The organism is Algoriphagus aquaeductus, assembly GCF_003253485.1.
GTDB lineage: Bacteria > Bacteroidota > Bacteroidia > Cytophagales > Cyclobacteriaceae > Algoriphagus > Algoriphagus aquaeductus.
The window spans coordinates 76,700-94,278 of the sequence record NZ_QKTX01000018.1; the positions used below are offsets into that span (position 1 = coordinate 76,700).

Annotated in this window: 18 protein-coding genes; 8 read left to right on the plus strand and 10 right to left on the minus strand. The window is 44.6% G+C overall.

Translation table 11 applies throughout. The features are described from left to right. Nucleotides 1–186 precede the first annotated feature (186 nt). The 4 genes from CLV31_RS19005 to CLV31_RS19020 all read right to left on the minus strand — a co-directional run bounded on the left by CLV31_RS19005 (nucleotide 187) and on the right by CLV31_RS19020 (nucleotide 4,396). A complete protein-coding gene (locus tag CLV31_RS19005) occupies nucleotides 187–897 on the minus strand; it encodes a hypothetical protein (protein ID WP_146250929.1) in 711 nt (236 codons plus the stop codon). Beyond that, entirely contained in the window at nucleotides 845–1,918 is a 1,074-nt protein-coding gene (locus CLV31_RS19010) for a hypothetical protein (protein ID WP_111394667.1), read from the minus strand. The genes CLV31_RS19005 and CLV31_RS19010 overlap by 53 nt, the downstream gene beginning before the upstream one ends. A 426-nt stretch (nucleotides 1,919–2,344) precedes the next feature. Next, nucleotides 2,345–2,896 carry a Crp/Fnr family transcriptional regulator gene (locus CLV31_RS19015; protein WP_111394668.1) on the minus strand — a complete coding sequence of 184 codons (552 nt, stop codon included), beginning with the start codon at nucleotides 2,894–2,896 and terminating at the stop codon, nucleotides 2,345–2,347. Nucleotides 2,897–3,109: 213 nt separating this feature from the next. Next, nucleotides 3,110–4,396, minus strand: coding sequence for an amidohydrolase (locus CLV31_RS19020; RefSeq protein WP_111394669.1), 1,287 nt, complete (start codon nucleotides 4,394–4,396; stop codon nucleotides 3,110–3,112). A 317-nt stretch (nucleotides 4,397–4,713) separates the two neighbouring features. On the opposite strand from CLV31_RS19020, the gene CLV31_RS19030 reads away from it, so the two are divergent. The 5 genes from CLV31_RS19030 (at nucleotide 4,714) to CLV31_RS19050 (ending at nucleotide 7,281) form a co-directional block, all read left to right on the plus strand. Further along, complete coding sequence (locus tag CLV31_RS19030; RefSeq protein ID WP_111394671.1) at nucleotides 4,714–5,229, plus strand: hypothetical protein; 516 nt, start codon at nucleotides 4,714–4,716, stop codon at nucleotides 5,227–5,229. 74 nt (nucleotides 5,230–5,303) lie between these two features. Continuing rightward, the gene (locus CLV31_RS19035) at nucleotides 5,304–5,909 is read left to right on the plus strand and encodes a hypothetical protein (RefSeq protein WP_111394672.1); all 606 of its coding nucleotides are present in this window, start codon (nucleotides 5,304–5,306) and stop codon (nucleotides 5,907–5,909) included. A 55-nt stretch (nucleotides 5,910–5,964) separates the two neighbouring features. Beyond that, nucleotides 5,965–6,597: a hypothetical protein gene (locus tag CLV31_RS19040; RefSeq protein ID WP_146250930.1), complete on the plus strand. Its 633-nt coding sequence runs from the start codon at nucleotides 5,965–5,967 to the stop codon at nucleotides 6,595–6,597. A 27-nt stretch (nucleotides 6,598–6,624) separates the two neighbouring features. Then, nucleotides 6,625–6,984, plus strand: coding sequence for a hypothetical protein (locus CLV31_RS19045; protein ID WP_111394674.1), 360 nt, complete (start codon nucleotides 6,625–6,627; stop codon nucleotides 6,982–6,984). Between the two features lie 6 nt (nucleotides 6,985–6,990). Then, entirely contained in the window at nucleotides 6,991–7,281 is a 291-nt protein-coding gene (locus CLV31_RS19050; protein ID WP_111394675.1) for an outer membrane protein assembly factor BamE, read from the plus strand. A gap of 384 nt (nucleotides 7,282–7,665) precedes the next feature. Here the strand turns inward: CLV31_RS19050 and CLV31_RS19055 are convergent, their stop codons facing one another. After that, complete coding sequence (locus CLV31_RS19055) at nucleotides 7,666–8,958, minus strand: amidohydrolase (RefSeq protein ID WP_111394676.1); 1,293 nt, start codon at nucleotides 8,956–8,958, stop codon at nucleotides 7,666–7,668. A gap of 149 nt (nucleotides 8,959–9,107) precedes the next feature. Between CLV31_RS19055 and CLV31_RS19060 the strand changes: the two genes are divergently transcribed. Continuing rightward, a complete protein-coding gene (locus CLV31_RS19060) occupies nucleotides 9,108–9,806 on the plus strand; it encodes an SDR family oxidoreductase (protein ID WP_111394687.1) in 699 nt (232 codons plus the stop codon). Nucleotides 9,807–10,331: 525 nt separating this feature from the next. Beyond that, nucleotides 10,332–10,556 (plus strand): VF530 family protein, encoded by a 225-nt coding sequence (locus tag CLV31_RS19065; protein ID WP_111394677.1) that lies wholly within the window; start codon nucleotides 10,332–10,334, stop codon nucleotides 10,554–10,556. 393 nt (nucleotides 10,557–10,949) lie between these two features. Here the strand turns inward: CLV31_RS19065 and dnaN are convergent, their stop codons facing one another. The 5 genes from dnaN to CLV31_RS19090 all read right to left on the minus strand — a co-directional run bounded on the left by dnaN (nucleotide 10,950) and on the right by CLV31_RS19090 (nucleotide 16,209). Then, complete coding sequence (gene dnaN / locus CLV31_RS19070; RefSeq protein WP_111394678.1) at nucleotides 10,950–12,074, minus strand: DNA polymerase III subunit beta; 1,125 nt, start codon at nucleotides 12,072–12,074, stop codon at nucleotides 10,950–10,952. A gap of 119 nt (nucleotides 12,075–12,193) precedes the next feature. Then, entirely contained in the window at nucleotides 12,194–13,879 is a 1,686-nt protein-coding gene (gene gldG / locus CLV31_RS19075) for a gliding motility-associated ABC transporter substrate-binding protein GldG (RefSeq protein ID WP_111394679.1), read from the minus strand. After that, the gene (gene gldF / locus CLV31_RS19080) at nucleotides 13,876–14,595 is read right to left on the minus strand and encodes a gliding motility-associated ABC transporter permease subunit GldF (protein WP_111394680.1); all 720 of its coding nucleotides are present in this window, start codon (nucleotides 14,593–14,595) and stop codon (nucleotides 13,876–13,878) included. The genes gldG and gldF overlap by 4 nt, the downstream gene beginning before the upstream one ends. Beyond that, nucleotides 14,592–15,503, minus strand: a complete 912-nt coding sequence (gene gldA, locus CLV31_RS19085) for a gliding motility-associated ABC transporter ATP-binding subunit GldA (protein WP_111394688.1) — start codon at nucleotides 15,501–15,503, stop codon at nucleotides 14,592–14,594. The genes gldF and gldA overlap by 4 nt, the downstream gene beginning before the upstream one ends. 316 nt (nucleotides 15,504–15,819) lie before the next feature. Next, complete coding sequence (locus tag CLV31_RS19090; RefSeq protein WP_111394681.1) at nucleotides 15,820–16,209, minus strand: VOC family protein; 390 nt, start codon at nucleotides 16,207–16,209, stop codon at nucleotides 15,820–15,822. 65 nt (nucleotides 16,210–16,274) lie between these two features. Between CLV31_RS19090 and CLV31_RS19095 the strand changes: the two genes are divergently transcribed. After that, nucleotides 16,275–17,429, plus strand: coding sequence for a DUF4221 family protein (locus CLV31_RS19095; protein ID WP_111394682.1), 1,155 nt, complete (start codon nucleotides 16,275–16,277; stop codon nucleotides 17,427–17,429). The last annotated feature ends 150 nt before the right edge of the window (nucleotides 17,430–17,579 follow it).

A 17,579-nucleotide genomic window follows, 5' to 3' on the forward strand; every position in this document is an offset into this window, starting at 1 on the left:
TAATCAATGATCAATTTTCAATAACCAAATTCAATGATCAAACCACCAACAACAAATAACTAGTTCTTTACTTCTTCATCCCCATATAGTCCACCACAAAATAGCTCATCACCCGTACGCCAAGCTTGAAACCGCTTTGGTCGATTTAGTGCCATTTTTCCTTCAACGACGGAAGACAAAGCAAAATTATTTCAACTCATAGGTAAAAATCGTGCGATTGCAGGATTGCAAAATCACCCCAAAGCTTTTCAATCCTTCACGCAGCGAATCAAGTGAGCTTGCGTCTAAACTAAAGGAATATACCTTGGCACTTTTTGCTTGCTCAAAGAAAAATCTACCCAGTCGCTTTTCTTGGCTGAGTTTTTCGGCAAGCTCCTCTACAGTGTATCCCTCCAAAATGACTCGCGATTTGCTGGACTCATTCTTTTTGAGTACTCCATTTTTTGGAGTGTACAGAGACTTGTCGAGTTGGTCTTGGGAGCTGATTTGAAGACAGTTACCCGTTTGGTTTTGAGACGTTTGGCTGGTAACAAATTCAGGAAGCTGATCCAACTGTTTCCAGATTTGATCCAAAACTGATTGATCCAGAGGAGCCATGGAATTGATTCGCAGGGTGTAAAGTTCTTCTCCAAACTTCCGACTGATCTTAAACTCCACCTCAGGCCACAGTTCGGTAAATATATCCGAAAGGGTTCCTCCTGCACTCACAAAGCCCGGACCAGAAGCCGAACTCGTATTCCGCTCTCCATCGCCTTCGAATCTGTGCAATTCGAAATTGCCTTGCTTAATGGTGCCACTTGCCACAAGGACTTTTTTGGAAGAAGCCACCTGGGTTTGTGAAAAACTAGGAAGATAGCTCAGAAAGAGGAATGCGAAGAAATAAGAAAGGTGTCTCATAATTTTTGAGTTTTAGGAAGGGTTCGGGGTAAGTTTTGTTGGAGTTAAACTCGATGAAAGCCTCTTCGGTCAATAGGAGATAAACTTCCCCATTGTATTCTTGTCCCAAAAAAGGTAGCTGTACACCATTAGAGAGTATGACTTTATTGAGCAATGTTTTTTTCCCGCTCGGCAAATGATGAATCAAAGTTTGCAAAGTGGAATTTCTCACCAAAGAGTACCATCTCCAATCCTCCGATTGGGACAAATACAAGGGGAAGTAGGTCTGCTCGGGATCCAGCGTCACACCAGCTTCCGTCTCTTTTCCAGAGGGAGATACCTGCAAAAGCTCTGTACCAACCCATTCCCCTTCTTGATTGAATCTGATCAGGCTGTCATTTCCTATTCGGGAAAAAATCACCTCGTTTTCAGTACTAACCAGCGACTGATTGGTCAACACATTGAAGGAATAAGAATCAGTCGGCGAGGCGGGGTAGCTTAGGTGTTTTTTAATTTTCTCAGGACTATCTAGTGGATAAGTCAGGAGCTGAAAATTAAGCGTGGTATCTCTGTTCAGTGTATTGGGTGGCTGATATAGAAATACCCGATCCTCAAAAACTGTCATCCTAGAAGCATCTACCCCCAAGTCCAAGGTGGTTTCAAAAGTTTTGGTTACCAAATCGAATCGGTGAGCTATTCCCTTTCCCTCGCAAAGGAGGTAAAGTTTGGTGCCTGAGATTGAAAAATCAGAGATAATACAGCCTTGGAGTTCCAAGTAAACTTCTGAATTAAAAATAAAAGGTTCTTGAGTGGGATCTGGATAATGATATAAAGAAGATTTAGAAAGAATGGTAAATCCGCTCTCCCCGATTTTCCACTTATCAATGACGCCACTGAACGGAATATGATGAAATTCTACGAGGTCAAACTCATTGACTTCTAAGGAAACCGGAGATAAATTGAAGACAACTTGTTCCTGTACAGAAGGGCTGCCGCAGGAAAATACAAAAGTTAGCAATAAGAAAACAACAATTCGATTCATAGAAATAGAGGGAAGAAAGCGACAAAATCCTAGAATTTTGCCGCTTAAAAAACTTACTGAATACTTGCAGGAGTAGAATTTTGAATGCACGTAGCTGAATCAGCATTACAGCAAGCGTAATATCCGGAACCTCAAGACACTGAAGATCCTTTTACAGACCAAAGATTTACCCCAAGTATTGATACCTGAGTTCTGAAGGTACAAGAGGTTGCTCCTTCTCCTCCTGCTGAACATGCTGCTGAAAGATTCGTGTAGGAAAACATAAAAAGTCCTAAACACAGAAATAGGGCAATACTTTTTTTCATGAGAAATTGAGTTTAAAGTTTAACATAGTTTTATCTCACTTGAGATGATTCAAAACTAGATTGTTTCATTTTTATATTTAGTTAAACTAGATTAAAAAGTGATTTAAACTAGTTTAAAAAATCAAAGTAGTCGATTGGACTTTAGTTTGGATAAGTATTGGGGTGTCACATTAAAATAAGATGCCAGATGCTTCTGAGGTATCCTGTACCATATTCCAGGATATTTCTTTTTGAATAACTCCCACCTGTGCAGAAAAGACTTTTTTCCATTGATCAGTTTCCAGTTCAGATTTTGCTCATACTTGATTGTCGAAATTTTCTTCAAAATTTCGACAATCACTATGGGTTCTATTTTTGGGTGATTCAATGTTTCCAAACTTAATATCTCAACAGTACTGTCTTCCAAGGCCTCTACGGTGAATGAAGAGTTAATCTTGCCTCCGAAATAAAATCCTGTTAGATAGAAACTGCCCTTAGAAGGAAAGGAATTGTTAAATTGCTCTACTCCGTCGTCGGGAAACTCTCTAAACAATCCATTCTTTATCCAGTACAAATTAGTCAATGGCTGGCCATGCATCAAAAGACAATGCCCCTTTTTAACCTCGAGGCTTTCACATTCCAATGGGAAACCCAACTTTAAAAACTCTTCTTTAACAAATTCGAAACCCATCATCAACTCAGATTTACTTTAAAAATGTGATCAAACTAAAACCCTTTGGCTACTTTAACTATGATCCTGTTGAATTAGTTTGTAAATTTTTTAATTTATTTTGTCCATGGTAATTCCCTCTACTTTGCTTGGTTTTTGATACTAAAAGCAAACCCCTCCCGAATCGCTCTGGGAGGGGTTTACTATGGACTATGGTCTATAAGCTAGGGTCTTTGATTACCTCTTCATCCCCATATAGTCCACCACAAAATAGCTCATCACCCGTACGCCAAGCTTGAAGCCGCTTTCGTCCAGGTAAAAATCAGGGGTATGGTGAGAGGGAGTTTTCAAAGGGTCAGCACCGGGTTTCATTCCTCCAAGGAAAATAAATACGCCCGGCTTTTCGCGTTGGAAAAAGCTGAAATCTTCCGAACCGGTCATCGGGTCCATCAAGACAACATTTTCTTTACCTGCAGCTGCGTCAAGGGTCGGAATCATTTTGGCAGTGAGGGCTTCGTCATTCACAGTGGAAGGATACAGCTTGGTAATGGTCACTTCAGCTTTCGCACCAGCACTCTCGGCAATATTAGTTGCGATTTCGTTGATTCTGCGATGCACCAAGGCTTGCTGATCGTCTCCAAAGGTTCGGATGGTGCCGATCATTTCCACTTTTTCGGGAATGATATTGTGGCGTATACCTCCGTGAATGGCGCCTACAGATACTACTGCAGGATTTTGAGTTACATTGACGCTGCGCGAAAGGATGGTCTGAAGTCCGGTCACAATCTGTGCGGAGGTGACTACCGGATCCACGCCTGACCAAGGAGATGCCCCGTGGGCCTGAGTTCCGAGTACGTTGATGCCTAGGATATCCACGGCCGCCATGGTAGGTCCGGGACGATAGCCGATTTTACCAGCCTCGATCTGTGCCCAAATGTGCAAACCGAAGACTGCATCCACATCTTTCATCACGCCTTCTTTGACCATCAGTTCAGCCCCTGCCATATCCACATCGCTTACCCCTTCCTCAGCGGGTTGGAAGATGAATTTGATGGAACCCTCCAATTGATTTTTCATTCCTGCCAGTACCTCAGCCACACCCATCAGGATAGCTGTGTGGGAATCGTGTCCGCAGGCATGCATCACGCCCGTCTGCTGTCCGGCAAAGGTGGTGGTGACGGTAGACTTAAATGGGAGATCGACTCGCTCGGTCACGGGAAGCGCGTCCATATCTGCGCGAAGGGCAACCATCGGTCCGGGCTTGCCGCCTTTTAGTACTCCGACAACACCTGTGACAGCCACTTGTTCGGTGACTTCCATGCCCAAAGCCCTCAAGTGGTCGGCGACGATCTTGGCGGTGCGAACTTCCTGATTGCCGAGCTCAGGGTGCTGATGAAAGTCCCGCCGCCATGTGATGACTTTGGATTCGATGGCAACGGCGCGCTTATCGATTTCGGGACGAAGCTTGGACTGTCCGATCGCCGAGGCAGAAATCAGCAGGAGAGGGAGGATGATTTTTTTCATGGTTGGAATGGGTGAAACCAAATTTAAGGAAAGGAGGCAATCTAGGAAGCGGATGGGGAAAAAAGCATTAGGGATTGGTTTTTCTTATGATACCAGTGGAAAGCGGGATGATGGGATTAGGCCTTTCCTTTTACTAGGACATTTTGAATTTTCCTTTTCAAAAAGGCCTTCCAAATAAGCTGTAAAAAACTTTAAATCAGTCTGTTTTAAACCTAAAATCAAATGTGCTGATTTTCAATACCCTAAAAATTAATTTTAGTCAACTATTGACTTTTTGGTCGGGGAGGGGTTATACTAAAGAAGTTAAATTCTTTAGTATGAACAAACCTTTTTACTCCCTGGGGCTGGGAACCTTAGCCCTGTTGACTTTTTCCTGGCTTTTTTTGAGCACCTCCTCTTTGTTGGCCCAGGATTCGACTCATTCGGAAGAATATTTTGCCATGCTCAGAAAGGAAGTTGGTAGAATTATTATAAGGCATCCAGGAGAAAATGATAACATGAAGTTTATTGCCTACTCTTTTTTGATTGTTTTCGGAGATTCGATTACTATCAAATATTCTGAACAGACACCCCAGTCCATCTTGCAAAAAAATGAGACTGTTAACCCAGTTCCTAAGTTGAAGAAATTCATGGAAGAAAAAGGCATCAGTTTCGATTCAGAGGTAACGGTTCTCTATACCATTCTCCATATTTGGGATGATAAAAAAGAGCGGGAAAACAATTTGGCCATGGTTTTTGAGAATATGTATGACCAAGGTTTGGATTTCTTAAGCTCCAGTGAGGTCAGGGTTGAAATTCCCATAGTGACACGCTTGAGCCCTGTGATTAACTGAATTATTATGTTGAATTTGAAGCAAATTTTCCCCGCCTGAAACCTCCTCAGGGGGGTACTCTTGGTTAGATAGTAATGTTTAGTCGAAAAATACTTTTTCTAATCTTTTCCGTCTGTTTCGCCTGCACTCCAAAAACAGATGGGGAGCTCAAGCCTCTATTTGAAGCCCTTATTCCAGCCTATCTACTGGAGGGTGGAAATACGGTTTGGGTCATTACCGAGTCGGACACCGCCTCCAATCGGACCATGTTTGGGATGGAGATCTGCTCGGCGGAGTTTTTTAAGAGGAGTCTCTTGGGAAAAAATCGGATGATCTTCGACGGTCGGGAGGCCAAGATGACGATTTGGAATTGTATTTCTACTTGCCTGAGCGAACCTAAGGTATTCCGATTTACCGAGGAGCATTTTCCGGAAGGGGTAGAGCTTGTTTCCCAAAGTCACTTGGATAGTTTGCAGGCACTTGTGGATTCCAAAGTGTTCGTAGATTCTCTGAAATCAGAGGCCATGAATAAACTACATTTTCAAACTAGGTTCAGATTTTCTAAGCCGGTATTCTTTGGTGGAGGAAATTTTGCTTTACTGTATTACACCTTTTTTAGCGATAACTCAGGCTATGTAGTGATGGAAAAGAAGTCAGGAAAATGGGAAGAGGTGTTTAGAGAGATCTATACCTACTATTGAGTTTAGCCTTTGCCAAGAGAATAACCAGCCTAAAAAGGTCAAAATGAATTCAACGATGTCACATCCAGATCTCAGCGGTCGCCAATTGGTAAAAATAATAAGCATTGTTCTCAAGCTTCTGGTGTTCGCCTTGGTCTGCTTTAGCTGTACCTCAAGAGAAGAAAACGAGATCAAGGAGTTGATGAATGCCGTATTTGAATGGGAACTCAACCGAGGCGAAGAAGTCATCGTGTTTGCGGAAGCAGAGGAGAATTGGAAAATCCCTTGGCTAGACTCTTGTTCGGTAGAAGGCATACTGAGTTTGCAAAGTGACTTCCGTTATAAAGTTTTGTTCAAGGATGTGTTCACAGAAGCAGACGCAAAAAAGATTTGCAGGGAAGGAAGGCAAGCTTTCCGATTCCAACAGGATATGTTTCCGGCAGGAGTGAAAGTCTCTTCTGAAAAGGGGAGGTACGACAGTTTGTCAAATGCCTATTATAATGCTTTAGGTAAGCCGGAAGTAGTCGAACTTGATATGGAATTGAAGAAATACATGAGCTATAAGACTATTTCCAAACCTGTGTTTTTGCAAGATTACCGATATGCGTTTCTATATGTTTTTAGTGGAGGAACCGGGCTTTTAATATATAAAAAGCAGAATAATAAGTGGGTTCATTACTTTACCAGTACTTTGATGCTTATAGAGTAGAAATATTAGAATAGGATTAGGAGAAAGATGAAGAGAGTTACAGGGATTTTACTGATCATCCTTTCAGTTTTTACCTCTTGTGGAATGAGGGCCGAAGAAAAATGTACCTCCATCACCTTAGGTGCTGATCGCCCCATCATCGATACCTTGATGATCGATTCCCCCGATCGGAACAGCATCCATCACGCCGAGCTCCAGCTTTCCGGGGAGGTAAAAGATACTCTGAAGTTGGGCATTGGGTCATTTTTTCAGGTGGAGCTTTTGCCCGGGAAGTATGATACCCTGATCTACAAAGGTGATTGGTATGCTGATCCAATGGTGTTGAATGCGGAAGGCGGAAAAGGCAGCGATCTGAGTTTTTGTGCGAGGTTTTACAATTTACCTTAGAGCGAAATGAAAATCAGATATATCGTTTTGATCTTGGTGATTCTTGGAGTGGGCTGGTTTCAGTATGATCAGTATCAACCCAATCGGAATCGTGAAAATGCCGAAAAAGTCCGCCTTGGCATGACTTCAAAAGAAGTGCTCCATTTTATGGGACAGCCGGACAAAAAAAGTAATCTCTTTGCTTCCAGGGTGGATGCTGATACCACTTATCAGTACCGCGCTCCCTTTGCCTCTTCAGACGGGATCTACATCTCTTTTGATAAGCAGGGTCGAGTGATCCATATTGCGAATGAGTAGGATTGGTGTTTGATTCTTTGAGTTTTAAAAATGAAAACCACATAATCACATAGAAAATAAGGAGAAGAGCTTTCCATTTTATAAGACTATGTGACGCGATGTGCCTAAGTGGTAAAAAACACCGACATTGTTAGGTTAAAACCAGAAAAACCTTTCCAGAACAATCCGGGACTTTTTCATACTTTCCTCTTGCTGGTAGAATAAATAAAACCACATAGCCACATAGAAAACATAGAAAGGAACTTTCCATTTTATAAAACTATGTGGCGCTATGTGTCGATGTGGTAAAAGTTCTTCTTTTGTTGTGCCAAAATCACAAAACCCCTTCCAAATCACTCTGGAAGGGGGTTTTCTATGGACTATAGTCTATATCCTATGGTCTAATTACTTTTTCATTCCCATGAAATCTACCACAAAGTAGCTCATCACTCGCACCCCGAGTACGAACCCGCTTTCATCAAGATAGAAATCCGGGGTATGGTGAGAAGGGGTCTTGGTAGGATCGCCACCCTTTTTCATGCCGCCAAGTCCAATGAACAAGCCCGGTTTTTCCCGCTGATAGAAGCTGAAGTCTTCTGCACCGGTCACCGGAGGATTTACTTTTACGTTTTCTTTTCCTGCGGCAGCCTCCAAGGTGGCTACCATTTTCGAAGTCAGATTAGGGTCATTGACGGTAGATGGGTAAAGCTTGGTGATGTTGACTTCTGCTTTGGCGCCCGCACTTTCGGCAATGTTGGTTGCAATTTCCGTGATTCTTCGGTGTACCAATTCCTGCTGCTCGTCTCCGAAGGTTCGGATGGTGCCGATCATCTCTACTTTTTCAGGAATGATGTTGTGACGGATACCTCCATGAATCGCCCCGACGGTAACTACTGCAGGGTTTTGGGTGATGTTGACGCTTCGGGAAAGAATGGTCTGCAAGCCTGTCACGATTTGCGAAGCCGTCACGATAGGGTCTACCCCTGACCAAGGGGACGCGCCATGCGCTTGGGTACCATGTACGATGATTTCGAGATTGTCCACGGCCGCTTGGGCAGGTCCTGAGCGGTAGCCGATAGTACCTACTTCGGTTTGGGCGGAGATATGCAAGCCAAAAATAGCGTCCACGTCTTTCATCACCCCTTCTTCCACCATCTGCTTGGCTCCCCACGTAGTGACTCCGGGTTCGTATATACCTTCTTCAGCAGGTTGGAAGATGAATTTGACGGATCCTTCGAGTTGGTTTTTCATTCCGGCAAGGACTTCTGCCACACCCATCAGAATGGCCACGTGAGAGTCGTGTCCGCAGGCATGCATCACCCCGGTTTGCTGTCCATTGTAGGTGGTGGTCACGGTAGATTTGAACGGGAGGTCTACACGCTCGGTCACCGGAAGCGCATCCATGTCTGCACGAAGAGCGACCATCGGGCCGGGCTTGGCTCCACGAAGGACTCCTACTACACCGGTTACGGCTACGTTTTCAGTCACCTCGATGCCCAAGGAGCGCAAATGATCCGCGATCAACTTGGCGGTTCGCTTTTCCTGATTTCCCAGCTCGGGATTCTGGTGAATGTCTCGTCTCCACTCGATGACTTTGGTCTCGATGGCCGTGGCTTTCTTATCGATTTCAGGCCGTAGTTTACTTTGGCCAAAGACAGTTCCGCTGAGCAGAACCAAGGGTAAAATTAATTTTCTCATAAGGTAATTTGGTGAATGATCAGATTGGCGATTTTTTGGGTGAGAAGGAAAATTAGAACCATTGGATTTAAAATCCTTGTGATTTGGGATAAAAAATGCATTCGCAGAACTTTTCGGCAGGAAATGGATTTATCCTCAAAACTGAATTTATGGAACTGAACAATAAAATCGCAGTCGTCACCGGAGTCAGCAAAGGTGTGGGACTGGAAGTCGTTAAATTATTGGTGGAAAAAGGAACCATCGTGGCCGGTTGGGGTAGAAACAAGCCCGCTTTCGATCATCCCAATTTTCACTTTTTCACCTGTAATGTAGCGGTGGAAGAGCAGGTGGAAAATGCCTACCAAGCCACCGTGGCCAAGCTGGGCTCGGATATCCGAATCCTGGTCAACAATGCAGGTTTTGGCGTAGCCGGACCTTTTGAAACCATGAGCTCGGAAGACTGGAAGTCCATGTTTGATACCAATGTTCACGGGATTTTTTACGTGAGTAAACGACTCGTTCCCGCCATGAAAGCAGCTGATGAAGGGCATATTCTCAATGTAGCCTCGATTGCAGGATTAAATGGAGTCGCCAATTTTGCGGGCTATGTGGGAACCAAGCATGCCGTGCGGGGCATATCTCACTCGATGTATATGGAGTTGAGGGATTTTGGAATTAAGGTTTCCACGATTTATCCGGGATCGATCCAGACCAATTTCTTCGATGCTATCCCCGGAATGCAAGCCCATGAACACATGATGCGTCCGATCGATGTAGCCCAGACCATTGTGCAGACGCTGGAAACTCATCCAAATTATTTCGTGGCGGATGTGGAGTGCAGACCGTTACGGCCAAAGGGGAAGAAATAGTAAGCAGTCTCAGTGATCAGTCGCAGTAGGGAGAAATTAAGAAGACTGAAGCGAGAAAGCTGAAAAAGTGAGTAGTGTTCAGTCTCAGTCAGCAGATACAATTTTAGAGATCTAGTGTTTGCTGCCTGAGACTTACATATTTTTTAAAACAAAAAGAAAAGAAAGTATAAGGCTCTTTTTTATATGGTTACTATTTAGGCCAATCTATGACTGGAATTAGCCAATTAGTACAAAGCTTTGTTCTGTTGGGCGCGTGGGCCGACACAGCAGCGGGCCAGCGTCCGGCCATGTGCGATAGGAGCTTTGCTGTGTCAAGGGTTTTTGGTTACTTTTTGCCCCACAAAAAGTAACAATGAAAAAAATTGCGATTAGGATCAATTATGGGAATGGGTCTCCAAATAGTTGAAAATTTTAGGAATTGATAGAATTAATAATTTATTCCTTTATCAATCTAGGGTATAGGTTAATCCCTCTATAATTCCCCTGATTCACTACTTTAGCATTCTCTTAAAACCAAGAAAAACATTGGAATCACAACCCAACAATCCGCTTCATGGGGTCACTTTGGCTGATATGCTCGCCGAGTTGGTTTCGTTTTATGGTTGGAAGGAACTCGGGGAGCGCATCACCATTCGCTGCTTTACCCATGATCCTTCGATCAGTTCCAGCCTGAAGTTTCTCCGCAAAACTCCGTGGGCGCGGGAACGAGTGGAGGGCTTGTATCTGAAGATGCTGAGGGATAGGAAGTAAGTTTTCTATAACCTTTGTGGTCTTCAAGACCGCGAAGGTTTTTAGACAGGAATGATAATTGGTTTGCTGAATTAGGCCATCCGGATTTCAAATCCCAGAGATATCAGCTCAAGATTACAAATCTTGAGCAGCGAGTCAAGATAATTAAATCCCCCTAGCCCCCTTATGAAGGGGGAATTGCCCTATTCGGAACTTCAAAGCCAAGTTTTATCGGCATAATTCCAACTCAAGGGTACTCGTAAATAACTTTCGAAACTTATCTAAAAAACCTTTGCGTCCTCTGCGTCTCCGCGGTGAAAAATTAAAAACCTTCGAGGTTTGAAAAACCTCAAAGGTTACAAAAAAAAGCCCTGATCATCGACCAGGGCTTTTGATTTATGGTTGTGGTTAAGATTATACGTAGTTGTTGAGCATTACCGGCATCACGAGCATCAGGATGTCTTCATTGGCATCTTGCTCAGCAGGAAGAATCAGACCAGCTCGGTTTGGTGCGGAGAACTTCAAGCTGACTTCCTTGCAGGAAAGGTTGTTGAGCATTTCCACCAAGAATTTTGCATTGAACCCGATTTCGATATCTTCTCCGTCGTGATCGCAGGAAAGCCGCTCATTTGCTTCATTGGAGAAGTCCAAGTCTTCTGCAGAAATCATCAATTCACTTCCTGTCAACTTCAATCGAACTTGATGGGTGGTCTTGTTGGCGTAGATCGCTATACGTCTGAGTGATCCTAGCAGTTCCAAACGGTCAATGTTCATGCGGTTTGGATTGTCCACCGGAATCACGTTTTCATAATCAGGGAATCGCTCGTCGATCAGACGGCAGATCATCTTGATGTTGTTAAACTTGAAGTAGGCGTTGGACTGGTTGAACTCTACGGTTACCGGTACATTTTCAGAAGGTAAGGTAGATTTCAAGAGGTTGAGCGCTTTTCTTGGGATGATCAAGCTTGCGCCGTTGGCAGAGGCCACGTCCACTCTTCTGTAGCGGATCAATCGGTGACCGTCAGTTGCCACGAAGGTGGTGTTGGTCGGGCTCAAGTTGATGTACACACCGGTCATCGCAGGACGAAGCTCGTCGGAAGAAGTCGCGAAAATGGTGTTGGAAATCGCAGAAGAAAGCACCTCGGTGGACATATCCACGGTAGTAGCATTGTTTACGGTTGGGATTTTTGGGAAATCCGTCGCGTTTTCACCTGCGAGTCTGTAGCGACCGTTATCAGAACTGATTTCTACCGCATAGGTGTCATGATCGATGCTGAACGTCACCGGCTGTTCAGGCAAGTTTTTCAGGGTTTCGATCAGGATACGGGCAGGAACCGCAATATTTCCGTCCTCTTTTGCTTCCACTTGGATCTGCGTCATCATGGAAGTCTGCAAGTCGGAGGCAGTGATGGTCAAGACGGAATCCTTGATTTCGAATAAGAAGTTTTCAAGAATGGGTACTACCGGGTTGGTAGTCACGACACCGTTGATGGCCGATAGCTGCTTAAGCAATGCAGAAGAGGAAACAATAAATTTCATATGTTCGGGCTTAGTGATTTTTTATTTCTGGAGGGGTAAATTTATAAATAAAATGCTAATTCGATGGGGTAGAGATTTTTTTGAGGTAAAAATCTTCTAAACCTCCATCGATTGCCTTTTTAAGCTTTTTTGGCAAACCTATTCTTTCTTATCAAAAGGATGATACCGCCCAAAATCAGGATAATTCCCACCGGAAGGCCTACATTGATGAGTTGCCAAAAGGACTTTTGCTCAGCCACTTTTACCTTGTCCAAAGGTCGGATCTGAAGTGTTTTTGTCCTTGCCGAAATGATTCCTTCAGGATCATTGAGGTACTTGACCAGGTTTTGGAGGAGTTGCTTGTTAGCAAAAGTAGTTTGGGCAAAAGGATCTTCCCCGAGTGCCAAAGGCTGTTTTCCCTGTAGGCTAAGCTGACTCTGGAAAACCGAGCCATCACCGAATACGACCACTTTTCCTTTTCCGGATTCTTTGAAAGGCACTTGGGCAAATTCATCCGGCACAAATCTATTTTTGAACAAAGAGGTGAATTCTCCCTCCAGCAAATAGGCCAAAGGAAGTCGCTGAAGAGTAAATTCTTCTACTTTAGGAGCCTGTTGCATATCGGCAAAAGCCACCCGCGCAGGGGCAGGAAGAATTCGGGCATTTTCTGAACCGAAGATCAATGGGGTTTTGGTCACTCCGTCTGCCTTTACCGTGTCCAGACTACTGGCAAAGCGGAAATTGACCTGATCCAAGGCCTTGGTGATCGGATGAGTTTGTACCCGACCGGCGTTGAAATGGAATAGCCAAGGGAGTGGAACGAGCTGCTCTTCATTTCCGAAATTACCACCCATGACCGGGATCATGGAGAAATTCAGATCTTGAATCACGTCTTTATTCACACGGATACCGTAGCGGAATAGCAACCGGTCAAGTTCATTTTCGAGCGGAAGTGCCAAGGTGCCTTCCCCTCCGGCTTGGGTCATATCTACGTCAATTCCCTCTGCAGCTACCACGAGATTACCCCCATTTAATACATATTGATCGAGGAGAAAAAGCTCACGCTCGGTGTAAGTTGTCTTTGGGCCAAGGATAAAAATGCTTGAAAAGGAATTCAGGTCTTCGGGTTTTTTGGCTTGTTCCAAGGGCACTTTGAAAAGCTCAAATTGACCGTCAAGTGCTTCTACCATGCCATAACCATCGTCCTCAGAAAGCTCTCCGTGACCGATTATCATGGCGACAGCGCCTTTTTCCGGATTGACGAGTTTTTGGATGGCTTGGCTCAGCTCAAATTCCAGGTTTTCGATAGAGGCATTCAGTTTCTGATCTGCCGTCATGCCCATTTCACCCCTAAGGACCAAAGCTCCGGTTTCAAAATCTGCATCGCTGACCAAAATTCCCGGGAAAATCAATTGTGTTTGCTGACCGGTAGTTTGGTTGACATAGACGTTGGTTGGATTAATTCCGTAATCGGCCAGACTGATGATAAACTCTTCCTGAAGTGAGTCGGCCACACTCAGAGGATCAAAGTAGGAAACCGTTATTTTTTGGGCAGAGTAGGCATTGAAGGTCCGGACAGTCTCTTCGATAGATTTTTGCAATCGACGCATACCACCGGGGAGATTTTCTCCCGTCAAAAGAATGTCCACGTAGATCGGGCGATCCAGATTTTCCAACAGCGCTTTGGTGGAAGGATGCAGGGAAAAGCGCTTTTCCTCCGTCAAATCCAACCGAAAACGGAGAAATTGTCCCAACCCGAAAAGGACCAACACACCTGCTATCAGGATCAAAAATGGGGTCAAGTTTGAGGCGAAAGACTTTTTCATTTGTTTCTTAAGATCAAGACCGAACCTCCCAAAAACACCCAAATCATGCCCAATAAGAAAAACACATCCCGGCTGTCAATGACTCCCCGGCTGAGACTGTTGTAATGAAAACTCAAGCTCAGTTCCTCTATCCAATAGGCTGCATCACCACTGAGCATTTCCGCCAAGGCCGTGAATCCAAAGTACAGCACAAAGCAAAGAAACACACCCAAAACAAATGCGACCACTTGCTGCGAGGTCAGCGAACTGGCAAACAATCCCACTGCGGCAAAAGTGGCCCCGATCATCAGCAAACCTGCCCAGCTTCCGAAAAAGCCCGCCCAATCTAGATTGCCGGGAGGATTCCCAAGGGTGGAAATGGTGTACCCGTACAAAAGGGTGGGCAAAACAGCCAAAACCACCAAGGTAAGGAGTGCCAGGTATTTGGCGATAATGATTTGTACCAAAGAAAGCGGGGAAGTCCGGAGCAATTCCCAAGTTCCATTTTTGCGTTCCTCGGCAATCGCCCGCATGGAAATGGCAGGAATCAGAAAAGTGAAGACATAGGGAGTGTAGGCAAACAGCGACTCCAAATCTGCGTACCCGTAATCCAAAACCGAGCTTTCAGGAAATACCCATACAATCAAGCCTAGAGCCACGAGAAACAAAGCCAACACCAGGTAGCCGGTGAGGCTTCCGAAGAAGGCGTTGATTTCTTTCAGAAAGAGACTTTTCATTGAGCACTAGTGATTTCGCGGAAGAGGGTTTCCAGATTTTTCTTGCCTTGGTTGAGGCTGATTAGATTCAATTGCTGTTGGGCAACGACTTGCATCAGAGCCTTCCGGGTTTCGGAAGGATCTTCGGTTGGAAGGATGATCTCCCGATTGCCTTTTTGTCCAAAACGAACTGCTCCGATGCCTTCAAACCACACCAATTCCATCGCTTCTTCAGTTTCCAGGATAAGTTCGGTTTGTGAGGATGAAGCTTTGAGTTCGGAAAGTGGGCTCGCGGCCAGGATTTTTCCCCGATTGATGATCACGACATCCTGACAGATCGCTTCGACTTCCTGCATGATGTGTGTGGAAAAGATCAGGGTTTTGTTTTCCGCTACCTCCAAAATGAGATTGCGGATATCTACCAGCTGATTGGGGTCAAGACCCGTCGTAGGTTCGTCCAAGATCACCACTTGAGGATCATGAATCAGGGCTCTGGCTAGGCCCACCCGCTGTCGATACCCTTTGGAGAGCTGTCCTATTTTTTTGTGTTGCTCGGGCAGCAGTCCGGTTTTGCGGATCAGATCGTCAGTTCGTCTACGGATTTCAGCAGACTTGAGTCCGTACAGACCTCCGGAAAATTCCAAAAATTCGCGAACATAGAGATCCAGGTAGAGAGGGTTGTGTTCCGGGAGGTAGCCGATTTTTGGGCTAACTTTTTTCGGTTGTGCCAAAGCGTCTTCACCAAGAATACTCACTTCGCCCGAATCTGCGGAAAGGTACCCCGTGATGATTTTCATCGTGGTGGATTTACCGGCACCATTGGGTCCCAGAAAGCCCAAAATTCTCCCCGGAGAAGCGGAAAAGCTCACCTCATCGAGTGCTTTTTGAGAACCGTAAATTTTGGTAAGACGTGTGACTTGGAGTGACATAAAAGGAAGGACCAAAAGGAAAATCACCCGCATGGCAGGGGCAAAGTCCCCTTTGGTCAGGTAGGGGCAAAAATAGGGAATGAGGACGGAATGGCAAGAAGTGAAGGGCCAGAATTAGACGTGTCCTCTATTATCCAATAAAACAGGAAGGACTATTTCCAATTTGGGGGCTGGAAGACGGAGGACCGAAGACGGCAGTGGTTTAATTCCGACATTTTCAGAAAACCTAAAATTTCCCTTTTCCCAGATACTAAAGCTTCAGGTTAATTTAAGAATTTTAGGTTTTGGGAATTGCTCATTGGGCATTGAAAATTGATCATTGCTTCCGCTCGATCAAGTCCCAAAGATTTCCATACAAATCCTTGAAAACCGACACGATGCCGTAGCTTTCTTCTGCCGGTTCGCGGATAAACTCCACTCCACGGGAGGTATATTTCCGATAATCTCTCCAAAAGTCATCCGTGTAGAGAAAAAGAAACACCCGGCCACCAGCCTGAAAGCCGATTTGCTTTTCCTGCGTTTCGTTGGCTGCTTTGGCGAGAAGCAGGTGACAGGTCGAACCAGGAGGTGAAACTCTCACCCAGCGCTTGGTTTCACTCATTGGAGTATCTTCCAAAAGTTCAAAGTCAAGGACTTCGGTATAGTAGCGAATGGCTTCGTCGTATTCTCTGACGAGCAGGGAGAGTTGTCCGAGTTGTTGGGTCATTTTGTAAAATAATTCTTTCAGAATATCCAGATAAGGTTTAGTTTAGGCGCTAAACCTTTTTTCTTATGCACAAGAATACTTTAAAAATCGCTTTTCTCAGCCTTTTCTTCGGATTGATCTTTTCCTGTCAAACCCCAGATACTCAAAAGGCCAAAACCTATGAATTGGCTCCCGGCAACGAGATTCTTTCACTTCCTCTGAATGATCAAACTCCCAATATCAGTGTGGGTTTGCAGTATTTCCAAGGGGAAGAAACTTACCTCTTTAATGCCAACTCGAATACCAATGCCATCCAAATCTATGATCTGGGCAATCAATCCTTGGTGAAGGAATTGATTTTCGAAAGGGAGGGAGACCAAGGAATTGTACTAGCCTATTTTCATGTACAAAGCCTGGATAGCATTTTCGTTTTTCCTCCCTTTGGCAATCAGTTTATCCTTACAGACACTTCCGGAAAAGTGAAAAATCGAATCCGATTTGACTTGCCCGATGGGTACGCCACCCTTTTTGTTCACAATAGTTACTATGTCTCTCCTCCCAAAGTGATGGGTAATGAATTGGTGGCTAAGCTAAGAGCGGATGGAAGAATTTCGGATTTTACACAAACCCAATTGGATACGATTTCACTGGCAGCTGCGATTAACTTGGAAACAGGATCGGTTCGCCTTTTGCCACAGCGATTCCCCAAAGACTACCTTTCTACTGGACAGAAGCAACTCGAATACAGTTTTCACCAGGATGAGGATCAAATGACGGTGTCATTTTTAGGAGACCATCGTATCTATTATTATTCTGCCAATTCCGCCGAAGCTACCTCCACCGAAGCCAAGAGCCAATTTTTGGATGAAGTGATGCCTAGTTTTGCCAAGGATACGGACAGCCGTGGATTTGCCGAATATTCTTCAGCGAAGTCCCGATATGAATCACTGATTTTTGATCCTTTTCGAAGGGTGTACTACCGCTTTGCTTTTCCGACGGTCACCATCGAAAATGATGATCAGCTGAGAGCACTTCGTGCTACTCCGGGCGCTTTCGTGGTGATGGTTTTAGATGAAAAAGGCAGGGTGCTCACCGAGCGGAAACTCGAAGGGGGTACCTATTATCCCAGCAATTATTTTGTGGGGGAAAAGGGACTTTATCTCTCCATCAATCACCCCGAGAATCCCAAAAATGAGGAGGATCAGTTTCAGTTTGAATTGATCAAGTTGGAAGAAAAATAAAAGTAGGACCTGCCAGGTGGGGTGTCAAATTTGTGCCATTTTTGGTTTTTTATTCGCATCCCACTTTAAGGTTTTTAATCTCTTGGAAAGAGTGGTTTGCCCGATGTTTTTTTCAGACCAATTTTTCACATTTTCTACTCGTGTTGACTG